The sequence below is a fragment of the Alteromonas sp. V450 genome (genome assembly GCF_001885075.1).
Taxonomy (GTDB): Bacteria; Pseudomonadota; Gammaproteobacteria; order Enterobacterales; family Alteromonadaceae; genus Alteromonas.
In genome coordinates, this window is the sequence record NZ_MODU01000004.1 from 1,978,464 (window position 1) to 1,996,091 (window position 17,628).

Sequence of the window (17,628 nt, forward strand, 5' to 3'; positions counted from 1 at the left end):
AACACCCGCCGAAGCGGGTGTTAAATTTAATGGTAAGGCTACCTTGTTATTCAAACATATACTTAAGTGAAAGCACTGTAGTTCTGCCGTTTAAAGGTCGTGCTCGCACATAGCTACCTACTGCCGCACTTCCCTCTTCTGACTCAGTAATAACAAATTCGTCAGTAGCGTTGTTCATGTTAAGTGATACAGAGAACTGGTCATTCACCCAATAAGTAGCGAACAAGTTAACAAGCGTATAGCCCTCTTGCTTGAGATCGTTGTTATCTTGTACGTAGTATTCGGTTGACCCCTGTAGCGATGCCCCTACTGACCATGAATCGGTAACGTATTCTGGCGTAATTGTCCAAATCCAATCGGCCTGGCGACGTGGTGTGTTACCTTCAAGGGCAGCGTTATTCACATCTTTGCTGATTTCGGCATCTGTCCAGGTTAAGTTACCCGACATGACAAAATTATCAGTAGCATTCCAACGACCTTCAAGTTCTAGACCTGTTGCTTCGTACTCACGCATAAAGGTTAAACCGCTGGTAACTTCAGCTTGCGTGTCTTCTGTGACAGTGTCAAACAACGTCGCGTTAACCATCAGGTCTTTAGTACCGTACTTATAACCAATTTCGAACTGTTTAGTCGTGTCATACCCAGACGTTGTGCTCGTCAAGCTGCCGTCGGCATTCAGCGTACCGCCTATTTGCAATAAACGGTCTGCAATAGCTCGGCCACCTTTTGAGTAGCGAGCAAAGAACGTTTGGCTATCACTAAGCAAGTATGAACCACCTAACGAGTACGAAGTATTATTTGCTGAATAATCAACAATTTGTGACGACGCTCCTGCGCGGTTTAAATTAATTACACCACCGCGAATAAAACCACTGTTTGTAGCCGATGCATCCTCGATTTGTTCAATAACGCCGTTACCATTCAAATCAAAGTCAGCGTTGCCACCACAGCATGAACTAATTAGCTCACCAGACGCCTCAGTTGTATCGTGGCGAACAGACGCGTCAATCAAGATATTGTCCGACAGTTCGAAACCAATGTTCATATACGGCGCTTTGGTTACGTAATTTAAGTCCCATTCCCATGATAGGAAGCTTGCCGAAAGCAAACCATTCGATACTAGCTCCACACCATCACCATTGGTAATAGTAAGAAGCTGCGAGTTATCACCGTCAAGTGTCTGAATAAATGTCTGCCAGCTAGACCAGCTTGTCGCAATATCTTGGTTTGAGTAATAGTAACCAACCGTAAGGTCTACGCCATTATCAAATTCTTTTCGCAGACTAAAATCGTTGATCATGTTGCCAAGATCATTGATACGTGTATCAAATTGCAAGTTTGTGAATGCTTGACCAGTGTAAGTGTCACCAGCGTTTGGACCATTCGCTAAAACAACGCTAGTAGTATCGCAATTGAGCGCATTACCGTCGCCATCAGTCGCCCCTGAGCATAGCGCATCAGCAAAATTAGATACGTCGCCAGGTCCTGCTGGGAATCCATCAGTAAATGGCGCTATAAATCCACCAGAGATATCGGCAATTCGGAATTTATTCAATAAGAATAGATTTTCTGCAACTTCTAAATCAACCTCAACACCAAATGCACTTACCTTTGATTCAATGCCATCTCGAACATCTCTGTTCTCTGGGTTGCCAAAGCTGTCAAACGTAGAAATATTTGTGTTATAAGCAGAGTTTAGCGCTTGCGAGCTGGCATCGTACCCTGGAACCGGGCCGTATTCACCATCGCCTTTAACAAGTACTGGAGAAGGAAGATAAGTCGAAACTTTGTCATTCAGGTTTTTGTAATGAAAGCGAATGTGGCCGTTATCCAGCATCTTAGTAATGTTGAATTTGACCTGGCCACCTTGGTCTCCATTATAACCCGTCTCACGCGGCCCTTCACCACCACGTGCAAAGCCTGCAATGTGATAGTACATATCATCGGTCAATTCGCCACCGTAGCGGAAGTCTAGCCTAAACTCTTCATAGTCAACACCAAACGATGTACCAATAGCACCACCACCAACTTCCCCGGTGTTGCTTATTAAGTTGATAACGCCACCAGGTGAGTTGCTCGCAAACGTTGATGCAGAACCACCGCGTATCGCTTCTACGTTTGCTACCGACCAATCGTAACGCAAGAAGTTGTCGGCATTACCAAAGTTTATATCACCGTATTCTAATACCGGTAGGCCGTCTTCATGAAGTTGTAGAAATTTTGAACCACCCGTGGCCAATGGAATACCACGGATTGTTATGTTTGCGTTACCACCACCACCAGACGACTCGGCTCTTATACCTGGCAAGGCTCTGAACACTTCCGCCGTTGAACGCGGCGCCAATTTAATGATGTCTTGTTCGTCAAATGCGCTTACAGAAACGCTCGCTTCCTGCATCGTTGCGCCGCCGGGCGTTGCTGTAACAACAATTTGCTCGAATTTTTCTTTGTTTTGCGACTCTTTTTCAGTTGTCGCTTCTTGTGCTATTGCGCTTGCAGACAAAGCGGTACAAACAGCAATCGCTAAGGTGTTCAGTGTGTGTTGTGTTTTCATTGTTTCTCCGATGATGTGTAGGAGCATTCAAATCCAAGGCAGTATCGAGACGACCAAAAGCAACATCCGATAAGATTACCCCTTAAACTTAATCGATTAAGAATTTATAACATCAAATTAACTTTGTAAACATGCTGTGAATAAAATTATTCGTAAATTTTAGACAAAAACATGCATATTATTGAATTAATGAGTATTTTTAAAATTAATTAATCAATTTTTAATAATACCAAAAATAAAAATCGATTAAGTTAACTGGAAAAAACATAGAACTACGCTACATTTCTGGTTCAGCTTCGTTTACGCATATTTGCTCTCATTAAAAAGAAAATAAGCGATGAACGCGCAAATTCGTCGTTTAACTTAGCATCATCATCATGTTGTGTAGCAAAAACCATTCTGTGCCATTTATGTATAGTTCAAAAAAAAGAAAATGTTGAACTTAAGTTCGATATACAAAGCGGCCAGCACATGAGTAAGATAAAGTTTATATATTTCACTTGCTCTGCTACTGTTCATAAGTCAACAGCGGACGCTGTATGGAAATTACCAAGCGTGCCTATGGAAAAGTCCTTGATACGCACATTAGCTGTAGGTGTTAGATATAATGGAAAATTTAATATCAAAAGCTGAAATTGAGAGAGATACAGCGGAAATGCTCATTGGCAACACTTTCGTTGGCCTGCTCATGACGGTATTCGCATTCTCTGGTTTGGTGTTCTTTTTTGAAAGTACAACTCCCGCTATTCAAACCCAAAAAACCTACGTTTGGGGTTTTGTTCTTGTCGTAGTACTTGCCCGTTTGACAGACGCGCTCTATTGGCGTTTCAAATTACACGGTACACAGTACAACCCTACTTTTCCATTATTTAGGTTTTCAATTGGACTCTATGTTACTGGCAGCTTATGGGCGCTTTACAGCGTTTTATTTTATGCCCATATGACAACCATAGAGCTTGCTGCAACAATGGTTGTGTTATCAGCTATGGCAGGAGGAGCCGGCACCGTTTTATCGCCCAAAAAACCCCTCGTCACGTTTTATTCCACGGCACTTCTGATGCCAATGTCATTATGCGCTATATTTCATCAACAAGGCGACTTTTACATTCTTGGCGTATTGGGAATAATCTTTTGGTTTGGTATTTTCTCAAGTGCATTTCGCTATCATCGTTTTTTTATAAACACACTTCATTTAAAAGCGAGCAACAACCGACTAATGGAACAAATGGAAGTTGAGCGTACGGAAACACAAAAAATTAACCGGTTGCTTGTTAGTACCAACGAAAAATTAGACTCCGCAAACGCAAACTTAGAATCCGAAGTAGAAAGGCGCACTGCAGAACTCTTTCGTTTGTCAAACAAAGATCCTCTCACAAACTTGCTTAATCGTAACGGCTTCTTAAAGCTACTCAACCAACAAATTCAACGCACTTCGACCTCAGACAATTCACTCGCGCTGTTGTTCATAGATTTGGATGGCTTCAAACAGGTCAATGATAGCCTTGGACATAAAGTGGGAGATATTGTTTTAAAAGAAGTTGCTCGTCGACTATGTGCTTACTGCGAAGAGGACCATTTAGGACGTTGGGGAGGAGACGAGTTTGTTGCCACTATTCCTTACGCAACAGTAGAGACGGCGAAAACAATCGCATGTGCCATCAGAAACGGCATAACGGTTCCCATTACGGCGGAAGATAATCATCTTTCGCTTGACGCTACCATTGGCATCGCAATATGCCCAGAACACGCCAATAATGCTTTAGACTTAATACAGCAAGCTGACCTAACCATGTACGACCGAAAGAGAAAGCAACACGGTACAGTCGGCGTTTTCAACGAAGCCCTTCATGACGAAATTAAGCGACAGCAATGGTTAAGTGAAAGCTTAAAAACCGCAGTCACAAACGGCGAGCTTTGTGTTTTTTATCAACCAATCATCAACGTATCAACCAATCAGATATCGAGTGTTGAAGCACTTCTGCGCTGGAAGTGTGGTGATCAATTTATCTCTCCGGCCACGTTTATTCCACTAGCCGAGCGCGGAGGCCTGATGCCTGAGTTAGGCAGCTGGGTACTGAACCGTGCACTGATTGACCTCTCCCATTGGCAGTTTGACAGTAAATTATGCATTTCAGTTAATGTTTCGGTTGCACAGTTACTGGACGATAGTTTTTTCAAGATATTAGATACCGCTTTAGAGACAACCAAAATTGCCCCTGAACGCCTGTTTCTGGAGATTACAGAGAGTGTTTTCGCAAGCGATACTCAATTAGTCGTAAAACAAGTGCAGGCATTGGTAGCGCGTGGCGTTAAAATTTCAATTGACGATTTTGGCACAGGCTATTCGTCACTACACAGACTGCAGTCAATGCCATTTAACTTTATCAAAATAGATCGTTCTTTTGTGCAGAATACGTCGGAAGAGAGTGATACCATAATAAGAGCAACAATATTGATGGCAAAAGAATTTGGCTGTCAGACCGTTGCAGAAGGCATTGAAACTGAGCAGCAAAGGCAACACCTATCTGCTTTAGGCACTGATTTTCTTCAAGGCTTCTACTTCGCTAAGCCTATGCCGGCGTCACACTTATCAACTTGGTATAACGAAAACAAATAAACCCATGGCTCAACTATATTTTTATTATTCTGCGATGAACGCGGGAAAGTCCACCTCTCTGTTGCAATCGGCGTATAACTACCGTGAACGTGGCATGCACTCAATTATCTATACCGCAGCGTTAGACGATAGATATGGTGTGGGGAAAGTTACCTCCCGCATTGGTCTTCAGGCCGATGCAAAACTGTATGCAAACGGCGATAACTTATTTGAATCAATAAAAGAAGATCACTCATCTCGGAAGCTCGACTGTGTTTTTATCGACGAAGCACAGTTTCTAACTAAAGCACAAGTTAGACAGCTTGTTGACGTTGTAGATGAACTAAAGATCCCCGTTTTAGCTTATGGCCTTCGCACTGACTTTTTGGGTGAAACGTTTGAAGGTAGTCATTATTTGCTAGCGTGGGCAGATAAATTGTCGGAACTAAAAACGGTATGTCATTGTGGTAGAAAAGCAAGTTTCGTCGTGCGTCTAGACGAAAGCGGAAACGCCGTTACCAACGGTGACCAAGTGCAGATTGGTGGAAACGACACATATGAGTCTATGTGTAGAAAGCACTTCAAAGCATTAGTGTGGAATTAAACTTTTTTCGCGCTTTGAATGAGAGGAAGGCGCCACTTCGTCTACCTTCCTCTCCACATTATTTGGGGTCTATACAGTTTCTCTGATATTCAATTCGAAGGGTAAAATACGCTTATCTTCAACACCATTGAGCAATGCCTTAGCAGCTTCAGCCCCTTTTGTATCACTGGCTTGACACACGGTGGTGAGTCTAGGTCTTGATCTGTCGGCTTCGTCTATACCATCAAACCCTGTAATACGCAGCTCTTCAGGTACTTTAATACCTAAATCGGTCGCTTGTTGAAGTAACTCCAACGCAATGACATCACTCATGCAAAGCACCACATCTGGTCTCGGTACACTACCGAGTACTTCTTTTGCCGCTTGGCGTGCGAAATGTCGGTCACTTTCGGGCAAGTGCCAAATTTTTTCGTTGCTAATATCAATACCTTTTTCTTGTGCCGCTCGAATATAACCGTCTAGACGTCGATGTGAAATTGAACTCTCGACATCTAATAGTGGATTATCATAAATGCGGCATGTCGAAGGGGAGTCGATTAGACGAAGACCGAATATAGCCACATTATCACCAGTTTTCAGTGCATGAGAGGCCACCTCATACGCGCCCTTTTCATTATCAATGTTGATAGCAGGTTTGCCTTCAATATCGAAATCAACTGTCACCACCGGCTTTGAAGAAGTAGAAAGTTCGCTAATTAAATGCGTATTGCGCGGAGCACCATAGCAAATAAAACCATCTACAAAATCTACAACATCTAAGATTGTTTCGGAGTCTCCTGCGTACAAAAGCAAGTGTTTGCCATGTTTTTGCAGTTTTTCGGAAACACCTTGAATAAACTTACTTGCTACAGGGTCGCGAACCATATAAGAAATGCTATCTGCTAGCACTAATGCCACAATGTTTGATGTGCCTTTGCGTAGAATTTGAGCTGCTTTGTTAGGCCCGGTGTACCCTATTTTCTGACACTGTGAGAGTATTTCTTCTCGTTTTGCTTTCGAGAGCTGGTCGGGACGATTAAACGCGTTTGAAATCGTCGCTGTAGACACACCTAGCTGTAAGGCTACGTCTTTTAATGTTAGCTTTGTTTTTTTCATCAATAATCGCTTTCTAGGCAATGCGCTTGCAACGTTAGCTTAGTGAGTACGGTAAACGCATGAGTAGTTTTACGCCATAATAGCACTATTTCTTAAACGTTTAACCCAATATTGATAATACGTTAACATTCAACGCTTAAAAAATAAGAAAAACAACTTAATTATTAAGCTAAATAACTAGCGCGTGCCGAAAATTTTGTCTCCTGCGTCACCTAACCCCGGAAGAATGTACCCCTTGTCGTCGAGCTTATCATCAATGGCCGCTGTAAGTATTTCTACATCAGGGTGAGCATCTACAACCGCACGGATCCCTTCTGGTGCAGCTACAAGAAAAAGCCCCATAATTTTTCTGCACCCTTTTTTCTTTAAGAGGTCGATTGTGGCTATCAGTGTGCCGCCTGTCGCAAGCATGGGATCGACAATTAGCGCAGTACGCTCATCTATGTTTTTTACTACTTTGTCAAAATAAGCAACCGGCTCGAGTGTTTCTTCATCTCTGTAAAGCCCAACAACGCTGATTTTCGCATTGGGAATAAGTTCAAGCACTCCTTCTAGCATCCCCAACCCTGCGCGTAAGATTGGAACAACGGTTATCTTTTTCCCTTTAATTTGACGAACTTCTACTTCATCACCAGACCAGCTTTTAATTTTTGCTTTTTCAGTAGGTAAAGTTCGCGTTGCCTCGTAGGTAAGCAGATTCCCGACTTCAGAGGCGAGTTCTCTGAAATCTTTACTGCTAATTTTTGAATAGCGCATTAAACCTATCTTATGTGCTATTAGTGGATGAGTGATTTCGTGAACTGCCATAATGAATTTTCCATATTTAAACGAGCATAGGATTGCTACGCTGATGATGCGCAACAACATTTCTATGTTAGTTTACCTTACTGACGTAAATCTGAAAGTCGTAGGCCTCGAAATTCAACACGCTCATCGTTAGCACATCTCGGGCATGTTTGAATGGTTTATCCTACCTGCAAGGTTGCCCCATCAGGCATGGTCACCTCTATTTTAACATTGCCTCCCACCGCAGCTAAATATGCAGCGGCGCGATGTAGTGAGACATCTTGAATACGCTTCGACTCTAATTTACTAACGCCTGAAGCAGTTACTGAAAGCGCCATGGCAACGACTTCTTGTTTAACTCTGTGCTGCTTTCGAATATCACCTAATGTAAGTTCTTTCACTGTTTTTTACCGAAAATAACGGGCAATAAAAAAGCCCAGATGGTGGAAACCTTCTGGGCTTTTGCAAAACGTTCTACTTGCGATGCCCAGAAGCCAATATTTGCCCCTGAACACCGATGGTCAGGTGCAATCAGTAATTAAAATTGTAAAAATAACCAGTTGAAACGTTTTGCATAATAATTCTCTTCTAGCGGATTAGCGCGTTATTTGTGTATTGACTCTTGCACTAACCATAGGGGCTTTGGTGCATGAATCTCTTTCATTAGGGTTAACCATAACATGAGGATTAGCAATAGCAACCACTTTCCAAACTGGAAAGCATAAAACATGGCCGGGACATGGTTAATATAAATTATTTATGTCTTTGCATGGTTGTGACACATCGTGCTCACTAGCGAAAGATTTACCCACCGGCGCATTTTTTAGCGAAGACAAGAAATCTGGCACACATGACGCTCCCTCTTCAGGCGCCCAGCTGGCAAACCCCTTATCTTCTGACTCGTCATAAGGGCCCTGTTTGACCTCCATAAAAACGACGGGGTTTCTGCAAATCGTGGCATGCCAGACATTCGTTGGAATTTCCACACCGCTGTTTTCACCACCGGCTTCAAGATTTAGTCGCTCGGTCAGCACACCATGTTCATCGAAAAATAGTAGCTCTAACTCGCCTTCAAGCACCATGAAGAATTCCCACTTATGTGATTGTTGGTGGCGGTGAGGTCGAACGTAAGAATCAGGCATCATTGCAATAAATAGTCTTTGAACCTGATCTCGATAGCTGCTGTGAATGTTGTGATTTGCTCTACTACGAGGGTTTTGTTCAGCCCGCTTCTTTAAAGCATCAAAAAGCGGTCTATCAAAACGTTTGAGTGTATTCAAAGGAACCTGCCTACCTTACTGTCGACGAAATCAATAAACATGAGCGGTGTAGCATCACGTCAACACCGCTCAACCTCTAGATTACGTTTTTACCAATAAGGGTTCAACTTTAAAGGCGTGCAACCTCTTTCCAGCCTCCCTGTATGTGCTGTACCTCATTTTTTTTATGACAAAAAACAGGAATTTTCCAGCTGTCTGCTCCAGCAGATTCAAGCCTTCTGCCAGGCCATGTATACGCCGCCTGAGGTGACAACTTCACCCACTTTTCAGTTGATTGAACTGGCTCTCTTCCTAATTGTTTCCAGCCAACAGACCGCGTATTCGCTTCTACTCCATGTGGACTAAACCGCAGCATCGGAGTATCTGAAGCGTCTAACACAACCATATGGTGATCGTCGGAGTAGCTTACCCGTATCGCGCTTTGTGCGCCTGGTATCACCATTGCTTTGAGATCTTTTATTGCTGCTTGGTTTTGGTCAAGCGTGACAAGAGTTCGCTTGGTAGGCGGCGCGAGCGATTTAAAGTAACCCGATAGTGCACTGCGCGTTCCATCAACTATTATAGCAATGTCCCAGCGGCTGCTGTGGTCGTCTTCTTTTTCAAGTCGGTGATCATACCAACCATAGAAATTGTTTTTACTCACTTGCGTCCACTTATCTTCAAGAACCCCCTCCTGAACCCAATCGGGTAAAGGACGAGGCCCGGCATTTTGAACCTCAAACCACATTGGGTGATCCCAGTTTGCGAAAACACCAGTGTTGGTAATTTTTAGAAACGCCTCATTGTCATCACCAATGAGTGTTTCTGAATCGTTGCCATCTGGATTAGCACCAGCATCGACTGGAGACGGTGCAATCCAACTCGCGTTGTTGTTTTTCATTGTTAATACGCGAGTTTGGTCGTTAATTATTGCAGAGCCAATTTCCAATAGCGCGTTGTATTCAACATTTTGTGTGCCTTCCAGCGCATTGAAATAGAGAATTCGTCCGTCATTCAGTAATGCTAAGCTTCTTGCAGCCGGTTTGTATTTTAATACGCCATCCTCGTTTTCTTCACATTTGCCGTTATCTGGATAATTATTGAGGGGGTTAGTAATGTTGGTATTGTTTTGGTCGGGAAATTCTCCAGAAACCAATGGCTCCTCAAAAGGATTGGTGAATATGCCTTTTGTTTTACACGATTCGATATCGGCGCGTTGAGGCGTCACTATAGGTACTTTTCCTTTATTGCGTTCGGCTAACGCAAAATGGGATGTGATGCTTTAGGTAAGTAACGTGAGTGCAGGTAGAATAAATGGACGTTTGTGCATTGTGGCATCCTATTTTTGTTGTGAGAACATGCCGTCTCATCTCTGATGTTTACATCAAAAATGTAAACATCATGTTAACTGAAACGAATAAAATGGATACTTGGATGCAGTTTTTTACATTTTATTTTTTATGTTTGTTACTACGCATTCTGCGGCTTTGTTCTTGACGCTTCTCTTCACGTTTTTCTTTGCGATCTTTCTTATCTGGCGTTAAGGAACCCGTTTTGAATTTTGCTTTACGTTTGGCTTTAGCTTCAGCCTTTTTGACCGCTGCTAGCGCCATCTCAGCTTTTTCTATTTCCAGCATTTCAGGTGTTTCTAGCGTAATACGGCCTAACTTGCCAGACTGAAGTTCTTTAAGCAGAATTTCACATATTTTGTGCAGATTTACGCGCCCGCCCGCCTGAATAGCGCCGCGCGTTTTGGCTGCTGCTTCCAAAAATTCTATTTCAGTACTTGGTAGCTCGTCTAACTTATAGCGCTCTTTCATCACCTCTGGGTACGCTTTTATGAGATAGTCTGCGGCAAAAAAGCCAACATCGTCATATTCCATAGCAGTATTTTTCACGGCGCCAGATGAAGCCAGTCGATAGATTGAATGCGGGTTTTCAAGCTTTGGCCACAGTACCCCAGGTGTATCAAACAAGATAATTCCGCTGCCTAAGTTAATGCGCTGCTGACTTTTCGTCACGGCGGGCTCGTTACCTGTTTTAGCAATGATTCGTTCAGCCAATATATTTATCAGCGTTGATTTGCCAACGTTAGGTATACCCGTGATCATCGCTTTAACTGCTTTAGGCTGGCCTTCCTTATAGGAACAAATACTTTTAACAAGCTGCATAATTTGCTTGCTGTTACCGGGGTTATCGCTAGATGTTGTGATTGTTTTTACACCGCGTTCTTTTTCTAAGCTTTCCTGCCAGCGAGCGGTAATCTCTGGATCAGCCAAATCATACTTATTTAGAATTTTGATACAGGGCTTATCGCCGCGTATCTTTGCTATTTCAGGGTTTTCACTGGAATACGGAATACGTGCGTCTAGCACCTCAATAAGAATGTCTACTTGATTAAGTGACTCTTTTATTTCTTTTAGGGCTTTGTGCATGTGCCCTGGGAACCATTGTAATGCCATGGCTATTTCCTATCGTAATCGAGTTGAAGCGCTGTATTTAACGCGTTAATTCATAAGCGCAAATATTTACGGCGCTGGCTAAATTCAACGAGTCAATCTTACCGCTTCCGGCAATGGTGTAAGCCGTTGCGTTTAACTGCGACAGCGCTTGTGCTGGCACTCCACGCGCTTCGTTGCCAAATAAATAACAATGGTAATCGCTGAAAGTGTCCGAGGTAATCCTCTCTCCATCCATATCCAAGAAAGCAAATCGTTCAAACCGTTCGCTCAAGCTTTCGAGCGCGACATTCAATTCCATGTTTACATGGAAAATAGCGCCCATGCTAGCGCGCACTACCTTTGAATTATATGGGTCTACGCTGTTTGGGCTTAACAAAAGCGTGAAATTACCAAACCATGCAAGCGTTCTAAGTATCGTGCCCAAATTCCCTGGATCTTGTACTTCATGTAAATAAATGTACTTCTGCGTAGCAGGTTCATTCGCGAATGTTTGTGGCAGTGCATGATGTGAAGCAGCATCAAGAAGCGGGACACGCGCTATAATCCCCTGTGGAGATTTTGTATCGCTTAGCTGCTGCATTTGCTGAGAAGACACGGTCTCAACGTTCATCTGAACGTTAGCTGTTAAAACATGTTTGTTTACCCATGACTCATAATCTGCCGTGATATAAAGCGTGGGGACGTCACCACTTTTATAGGCGTTGTGCGCAACTTTTAGCAGCTCTAAAACTAAGTGCTCTCCTTCCACCAAATAGAAACCGAATTGGGATCTGTACTTCTTTTGATGAAGCTTTTTCACATCACTTAATTTCATTCTCACGGCCCTTTCGTTATTTTCGGCGCAAGTGTAAGGTAAGTTCAGGAAAAGGCAAGGTCACAATTTACCTTGCCTGAAACGCAATTTTATTATTCTTCAGCAACAACATAAATTTCACCGTCGTAAATACCTTGTACGGTAAGTTTCTGACTTGCCAGCGCCTGAAGGTAATCAGTATGTGCCTGCTCCACTTTCTGTCCAGGAACAATAAGCGGAATACCAGGCGGATACGGTGTAATTAAGCCAGCTGCAGTGCGTCCAACGCTGTTTTGCCACGGAATAGCTTCTCTAGGGCTGAAAAACGCTTTTGACGGCAGTTCGTCCAGCTGAATTGGCGGAATGTCTGCCGGTAAAGCGCTTTTGCTTTTGCGCTTGCTTAAATTAACGGCGCCATCATCCAGACGTTTCAATGCGTTATATAGCCTTACAATTTTAGAGCGCATTCCGCCTAGCGTAAGCAATACTAAAATAGTGCTATGGGTAAACTTCTCGATTTCTAAGCCAACTTCGTCCATCAAGAAACGATGTATTTCTTGATTTGAATAATCTAGCGCCGAAACGTCAATTAAGATTTTTAGCGGGTCGTGCCCAATATTGTCACTTTCAAAATGCGAGAACATTTTTGCAAAGTCGCTGGGCGAGAGTATTTTCAGCCGTTTGAACTTTGCCATTTGCGATTTGAGCTCACCTACGTTACTGAGTAGCTCATTTAAGATTTTATAGCCTTCCATTTCAAGCTGTTGACGGCAAACGTCGAGCGATGCAATTAATTGATACTTAGGTGACGTACTGGTGTGTATTGCGAATACTTCTTTAAAAAAGTCTTTATCGAAGTCTGGATCGTTTACGTGGATGAACGAGGCTTGCGAGAACGCCGACACCACCTTGTGTGCAGAGTGAGTGATATAGTCTGCCCCTGCTGCAATAGCCGAGTAGTCGCGTAATGCCGGGTGAAATAGCGAGTACGCAAACCAGGCTTCGTCGATAAACACTTTTATACCGTGTTCATGAGCTAGCTTTACAACCTGCTTAAGGTCGGTCAGTAACCCGTCATAAGTACACCCTGTCAGCACAATAAGCTTGGCATCAGTGTTTTCTTCAATAAGTTGCGTAATCTGAGTCATTCTGGGCGGCGAAAAAATACCGTACTCTGGATTAAATACGCTGTCTAAATACACTGGCATGGCTCGCGCCTGGATAATGCCGTAGTGCACTGACTTGTGGCAGTTTCTGTCGGCAATAACTTTGTCGCCCTCACGCAACAGCGTCTGCAAAATAATTTTGTTTGATGTAGATGACCCGTTTGTAACGAAATAGGAATGGCGCACCTCGAAGGTATTTGCAACGGCTGCTTGCGCTTTTCCAATTGCGTGCGTGCCATCTGATAATGAGCCAAGCGAGTCTACACTTACAGACAAATCGCTAACGAACACATTGCGGCCAAAGAAGCGGTAAAAGTCGCTGATGTATGGGGAATTTCTGAAACTTGCGCCACCACTATGGCCCGGTGTGTGCCAAGAGTCATTAGATTCGACGACGTAGTCTTTGTATTCAGTCCAAAACGGTGTTTCATTTCTATCATCGAAGTCATTGATGATATAGCCGAGGATCGATTCTGGGTCTGAAATGATATCGTTGCGATAGAAAAACGACTCTATGCCGTTCGCCTGATTTACAATGTCTAACCCTTTTACGGCATCGCCTAGAACATAAACAGGAAGCTCCGGACGAATACGCTTAATCGCGTCGATAACGCTGGCATTATTCTCGATAACGTCGTTATGCGCCGAGGGCACATTGATTATTGCTTTATCATTGCCTGCCGCACTGCTATGTAAAGGTAAGATCTCTGTAAGTTCTTTTACCTTAGCTACCACGTCCCAGCTGAATACGACAGCCTGAATGTCACCGTCTTCGCGCACAAATTGCAGTGCCTTAGCAACAGAATTCGCTTCAAGCAGGCTAATTTCAACATCACTTCGATCAAAATAACTGATGGTGTTACCAATACTAGAAGTAATTTGTTCAAGTAAATCAACAGCATCTTCTATAACGAGAATTTTTAAATGTGGGCGCATTAACCAACCATGTAATTAATAATGAGCACGTAGCTCGAGCTATAAAGTCAAAAAACTAAAAATAGTGTAACGCTGAATTTCACTGGTGTCGTGTACACTTTATTTCAAAGGTAACTGTTGCAATAACAGCACCTGTAATAAAAGTGTCGAAACGTTATAAGACGGTGGGAAAATCGAAACGTGAATGCCTCTTCCCTTCATAATCAATCACCAAATTCTTCGAATTCAACATCAGTGGAACATTCGAAGGACGTTCAACAATTCTTACACTACGCTAAATCCGTGCTCCCTTCTATTGCTGCAGCGAAGAAAAACACTTGGCCAATTAGCCATGACCACTGCTTTATGCGGGTGATTTTAGACAATATATGTGAACGGGCATGGTATGAAATCATCCCGTCTCCGGCCTATAAAAACCTCACCAAAGAGCAGGCCAGTGCTGCCCTGAACCTTGCCAAACAGATTGCGAATGAACATGTTTCACTTAAAACACTAAACGAACGTTCTAAGCAATGGCGACGTAAACAGTTAAAGCTGGAGTGGTAAAATGACAAAACGTACATCGCTTAACGATGCGATATTGATTGAAGAGGGCCAAGATTTAGAACGGCTAGTAAAAGACAAGCGGGAGCAGTGGCGATCAAATAATGCAAAAGCTCGTCGTCGACAGCGACGATATAAGAAAAAGCTCATTTCAGAGCTTCCCAAAATTATCACTGATATTCATGGTGCATATCCTGAAGATGATGCATAAAGCACTATCATAAAAAATATCAATTACCTACAATCACTGCTAAAGAGTTGCACATGACGTAGTGCGACGTATATTTATTGCTACCCAGAAAGTTACAGGACATACCATGGCGTTCAATTTAGCTATTAACAACGATATTGCGGTAATCACTTTTGACGACGGAAAAGTTAACGCCGTGGGCTTTGAACTTATACAACAATTCAACGACGCCCTAGATGAAGCAGAAAAAAACGCAAAAGCAGTTGTATTGCACGGCGGTGATGGAAAATTTTGCGGAGGCTTTGATCTATCCGTAATGAAAGCCGACGACAAAGCTAAACAGCACGAGTTGGTGTCGAAAGGCGCTGACTTGATCGTTCGTCTTTATAGCTACCCGCTACCGGTTGTGGTTGCTGCAGAAGGGCATAGTATTGCAATGGGTGCTATCATGTTGATGGCGGGTGACTTGCGTATTGGTAAAGACGCAGACACAAAATATGGCCTTAACGAAACGGCTATCGGTATGGTTTTACCGCCCTTCGGCATGGAATTAGCCAAAGCCAGGCTTTCCAACACAAGCCAAACCGAAGCCCTGCTTTTCTCTCGTATCTATCAAGGTCAAGAAGCCGTAAAAGCAGGCTTCTTAGATGCCGCTGTGCCTCAAGAGCAGGTATTAGCTACAGCCATGGGCTATGCCGAAAAGCTCAAAATGCTGCCTAAACAGTCTTTTGCTGAATCTAAAATCCAGTTACGTAAAGAAACGCTTGCCAAAATGAAGGCGTAACGTCTATCGGTTTATGAGTAAAAGCGCGCGTTAACGTATGCCTACAGTTCAACGCGCGTTTTAAAGGCAGAACTATTTAATGGGGCCAGCGCGACGTTCAATGTCTTCTTTTAGCGCTTTCCTCAAACCTAACTCAAAACTCAATTCAGCTAACACAAATAACGGCCCTATGGCTAATCCCATTATATCGTCGACGAAGGCGGGCTTTTTGCCCTCAAAATGATGACCGATAAATTGCAACACCCATCCACCAATGAAAATACCTAGCGAAACTGCTAACCATTCGCCCGTGCTAAGTTGTGCAATAGGATGTGCAAGATACACCATTGCTCCTGTAACAAGCGTCATCACAACGCCTAATTTCACGTCTAATTTGATATAAAATGCATTACCTACAATCCAAACGAACATTGCAGCGCTTACAGGCAAAGACCCAAATACAGGTGTGCTAATATAGAACGCAGGCTTGCTGGTTAAACAAAACACCGAAAAAACGATAAGTGGAATACCGATATAATGGGTGTAAATATTCTTCTGATCTCGATGATATTTTGCGTACTCACTTAAGTGTTGTTCTAAATTTTTCATACTACATTTACCGCAAGACTTGACTAATAGTCAGTGTACTCTCTTCACCGTCTTATAAACTGTCGTTTGGACGACAAAGTCTTTGGTATGGGTTTTCAATTCGGTTCGCTTGGATAATTGCCCACTCAGTAGGGTTGAACTTAGCTGCGAAAAGCGACTCCTAGGATTATTGATAAATAATAAGCGCTTTTTCATGACTGATAAAAAATACTCTTGGGCTATGGCAGGCTTGGTACTGCTTTCTTTGACAGCTTGCAGTTCTGGCTCTTCACTGCCCTCTAGTAATAATCAACATGTTTTAACAAGAGAAGTTCAAACACTGTCGAATAGTCGATGGCAGGTCGAAAGCCTCAATCAGGCGGGCATTATTGATTTTAGTCACGTCACATTTGACTTCAATTCAGATGATAATACCACCACAGTTAGCGGCAGTACTGGCTGTAATCATTATACAGGCGCACTCAAAATAAAAGAGGCGAATAAAACACTTAGTGAATATCGCGATGTACAATCTGTGTCAGTCGAAAAAGTTTCACTCACTAAAAAAATGTGCGCACCTGCGCTTATGAAGCAAGAACAGAGCTTCGTTGACGCATTAAATGCGACCCTTTCTTTTGCGGTAATAGACGACACATGGTTGGTACTGTATGACAGCGAAGAAAACGAAGTATTGAGAGCCGTTCTAACAATCCCATCAAGCTCACGCGCGGGTCTAAGCACACCCGAAAGCGGTGAAAAGGCAAACAAAGTGGAGACTCGAATCTTTGAAAAACAGGAAGTGGGCTACGCGAATGAGCAGAAGAACACAACCACGTACAGTTGCGAAACACCTAGCGCCAACACAACTGATTTACAGGTAATCAATGTAAGCTCGAATTTACTGACCTTGTCACTTAATAACACGCATCACATAGTGCGGTTAACGCATTCAGCCTCAGGTGCAAAATTCACTAATAACAAAGGTGTGGTGTTCTGGGATAAGGGAGACGTGGCTACCCTTTCCATAAATTCAGGTTTTTATCATTGTAATATAAGCACTGCAAAATAAACGCTGTAACTTTACGTTTTTGTTCTCAAATAACGAGAATGCTCTCTTCACAAAGCGCTTAGCTGCGTCGTTAGTTTTTTCACTCCAACGTATTTTTAAGTGCTCTTCATGAGATTTAATTTCAATTAAACATTTTTCATATGAAATTGACGCTAAACTCGAAAAATTAAGTAGATGAAACACCTTCACTAAACACCTAAACAGGATTCAAAATTCCTAAAACA

16 protein-coding genes are annotated in these 17,628 nt (G+C 42.9%); 6 read left to right on the forward strand and 10 right to left on the reverse strand.

Annotated features, from left to right (window positions below; translation table 11 throughout):
- Positions 1-46 precede the first annotated feature (46 nt).
- Entirely contained in the window at positions 47-2,554 is a 2,508-nt protein-coding gene (locus BK026_RS08660) for a TonB-dependent receptor (RefSeq protein WP_071815510.1), read from the reverse strand.
- A 607-nt stretch (positions 2,555-3,161) separates the two neighbouring features.
- Between BK026_RS08660 and BK026_RS08665 the strand changes: the two genes are divergently transcribed.
- Positions 3,162-5,171, forward strand: coding sequence for a bifunctional diguanylate cyclase/phosphodiesterase (locus BK026_RS08665; RefSeq protein ID WP_071815511.1), 2,010 nt, complete (start codon positions 3,162-3,164; stop codon positions 5,169-5,171).
- A gap of 4 nt (positions 5,172-5,175) precedes the next feature.
- On the forward strand, positions 5,176-5,754 hold the full coding sequence (locus BK026_RS08670) for a thymidine kinase (RefSeq protein ID WP_071815512.1): 579 nt from the start codon (positions 5,176-5,178) through the stop codon (positions 5,752-5,754).
- A gap of 69 nt (positions 5,755-5,823) precedes the next feature.
- On the opposite strand, the gene BK026_RS08675 is transcribed toward BK026_RS08670, so the two are convergent.
- From BK026_RS08675 to BK026_RS08710, 8 genes are all read right to left on the reverse strand, one after another.
- Complete coding sequence (locus tag BK026_RS08675; RefSeq protein WP_071815513.1) at positions 5,824-6,849, reverse strand: LacI family DNA-binding transcriptional regulator; 1,026 nt, start codon at positions 6,847-6,849, stop codon at positions 5,824-5,826.
- Between the two features lie 177 nt (positions 6,850-7,026).
- A complete protein-coding gene (gene upp, locus BK026_RS08680; protein WP_071817563.1) occupies positions 7,027-7,656 on the reverse strand; it encodes a uracil phosphoribosyltransferase in 630 nt (209 codons plus the stop codon).
- A gap of 158 nt (positions 7,657-7,814) precedes the next feature.
- Positions 7,815-8,036 carry an XRE family transcriptional regulator gene (locus BK026_RS08685; RefSeq protein WP_071815514.1) on the reverse strand — a complete coding sequence of 74 codons (222 nt, stop codon included), beginning with the start codon at positions 8,034-8,036 and terminating at the stop codon, positions 7,815-7,817.
- A 342-nt stretch (positions 8,037-8,378) separates the two neighbouring features.
- Complete coding sequence (locus tag BK026_RS08690) at positions 8,379-8,915, reverse strand: WbuC family cupin fold metalloprotein (RefSeq protein WP_071815515.1); 537 nt, start codon at positions 8,913-8,915, stop codon at positions 8,379-8,381.
- Between the two features lie 109 nt (positions 8,916-9,024).
- Positions 9,025-10,122 carry a hypothetical protein gene (locus BK026_RS08695; protein ID WP_071815516.1) on the reverse strand — a complete coding sequence of 366 codons (1,098 nt, stop codon included), beginning with the start codon at positions 10,120-10,122 and terminating at the stop codon, positions 9,025-9,027.
- A 223-nt stretch (positions 10,123-10,345) separates the two neighbouring features.
- Entirely contained in the window at positions 10,346-11,356 is a 1,011-nt protein-coding gene (ylqF, locus tag BK026_RS08700) for a ribosome biogenesis GTPase YlqF (RefSeq protein WP_071815517.1), read from the reverse strand.
- A gap of 37 nt (positions 11,357-11,393) precedes the next feature.
- Positions 11,394-12,170 carry an RNA methyltransferase gene (locus tag BK026_RS08705; protein ID WP_071815518.1) on the reverse strand — a complete coding sequence of 259 codons (777 nt, stop codon included), beginning with the start codon at positions 12,168-12,170 and terminating at the stop codon, positions 11,394-11,396.
- 92 nt (positions 12,171-12,262) lie between these two features.
- The gene (locus BK026_RS08710; RefSeq protein WP_071815519.1) at positions 12,263-14,251 is read right to left on the reverse strand and encodes an aminotransferase class V-fold PLP-dependent enzyme; all 1,989 of its coding nucleotides are present in this window, start codon (positions 14,249-14,251) and stop codon (positions 12,263-12,265) included.
- Positions 14,252-14,431: 180 nt separating this feature from the next.
- On the opposite strand from BK026_RS08710, the gene BK026_RS08715 reads away from it, so the two are divergent.
- The 3 genes from BK026_RS08715 (at position 14,432) to BK026_RS08725 (ending at position 15,768) form a co-directional block, all read left to right on the forward strand.
- The gene (locus BK026_RS08715; RefSeq protein WP_083575056.1) at positions 14,432-14,797 is read left to right on the forward strand and encodes a hypothetical protein; all 366 of its coding nucleotides are present in this window, start codon (positions 14,432-14,434) and stop codon (positions 14,795-14,797) included.
- 1 nt (position 14,798) lies between these two features.
- The gene (locus tag BK026_RS08720) at positions 14,799-15,005 is read left to right on the forward strand and encodes a hypothetical protein (RefSeq protein WP_071815520.1); all 207 of its coding nucleotides are present in this window, start codon (positions 14,799-14,801) and stop codon (positions 15,003-15,005) included.
- A 106-nt stretch (positions 15,006-15,111) separates the two neighbouring features.
- Positions 15,112-15,768: a crotonase/enoyl-CoA hydratase family protein gene (locus tag BK026_RS08725; RefSeq protein ID WP_071815521.1), complete on the forward strand. Its 657-nt coding sequence runs from the start codon at positions 15,112-15,114 to the stop codon at positions 15,766-15,768.
- A gap of 72 nt (positions 15,769-15,840) precedes the next feature.
- Here the strand turns inward: BK026_RS08725 and BK026_RS08730 are convergent, their stop codons facing one another.
- Positions 15,841-16,356: a DUF962 domain-containing protein gene (locus BK026_RS08730; RefSeq protein ID WP_071815522.1), complete on the reverse strand. Its 516-nt coding sequence runs from the start codon at positions 16,354-16,356 to the stop codon at positions 15,841-15,843.
- A gap of 193 nt (positions 16,357-16,549) precedes the next feature.
- Between BK026_RS08730 and BK026_RS08735 the strand changes: the two genes are divergently transcribed.
- A complete protein-coding gene (locus BK026_RS08735; protein ID WP_071815523.1) occupies positions 16,550-17,404 on the forward strand; it encodes an META domain-containing protein in 855 nt (284 codons plus the stop codon).
- Positions 17,405-17,628: the final 224 nt, after the last annotated feature.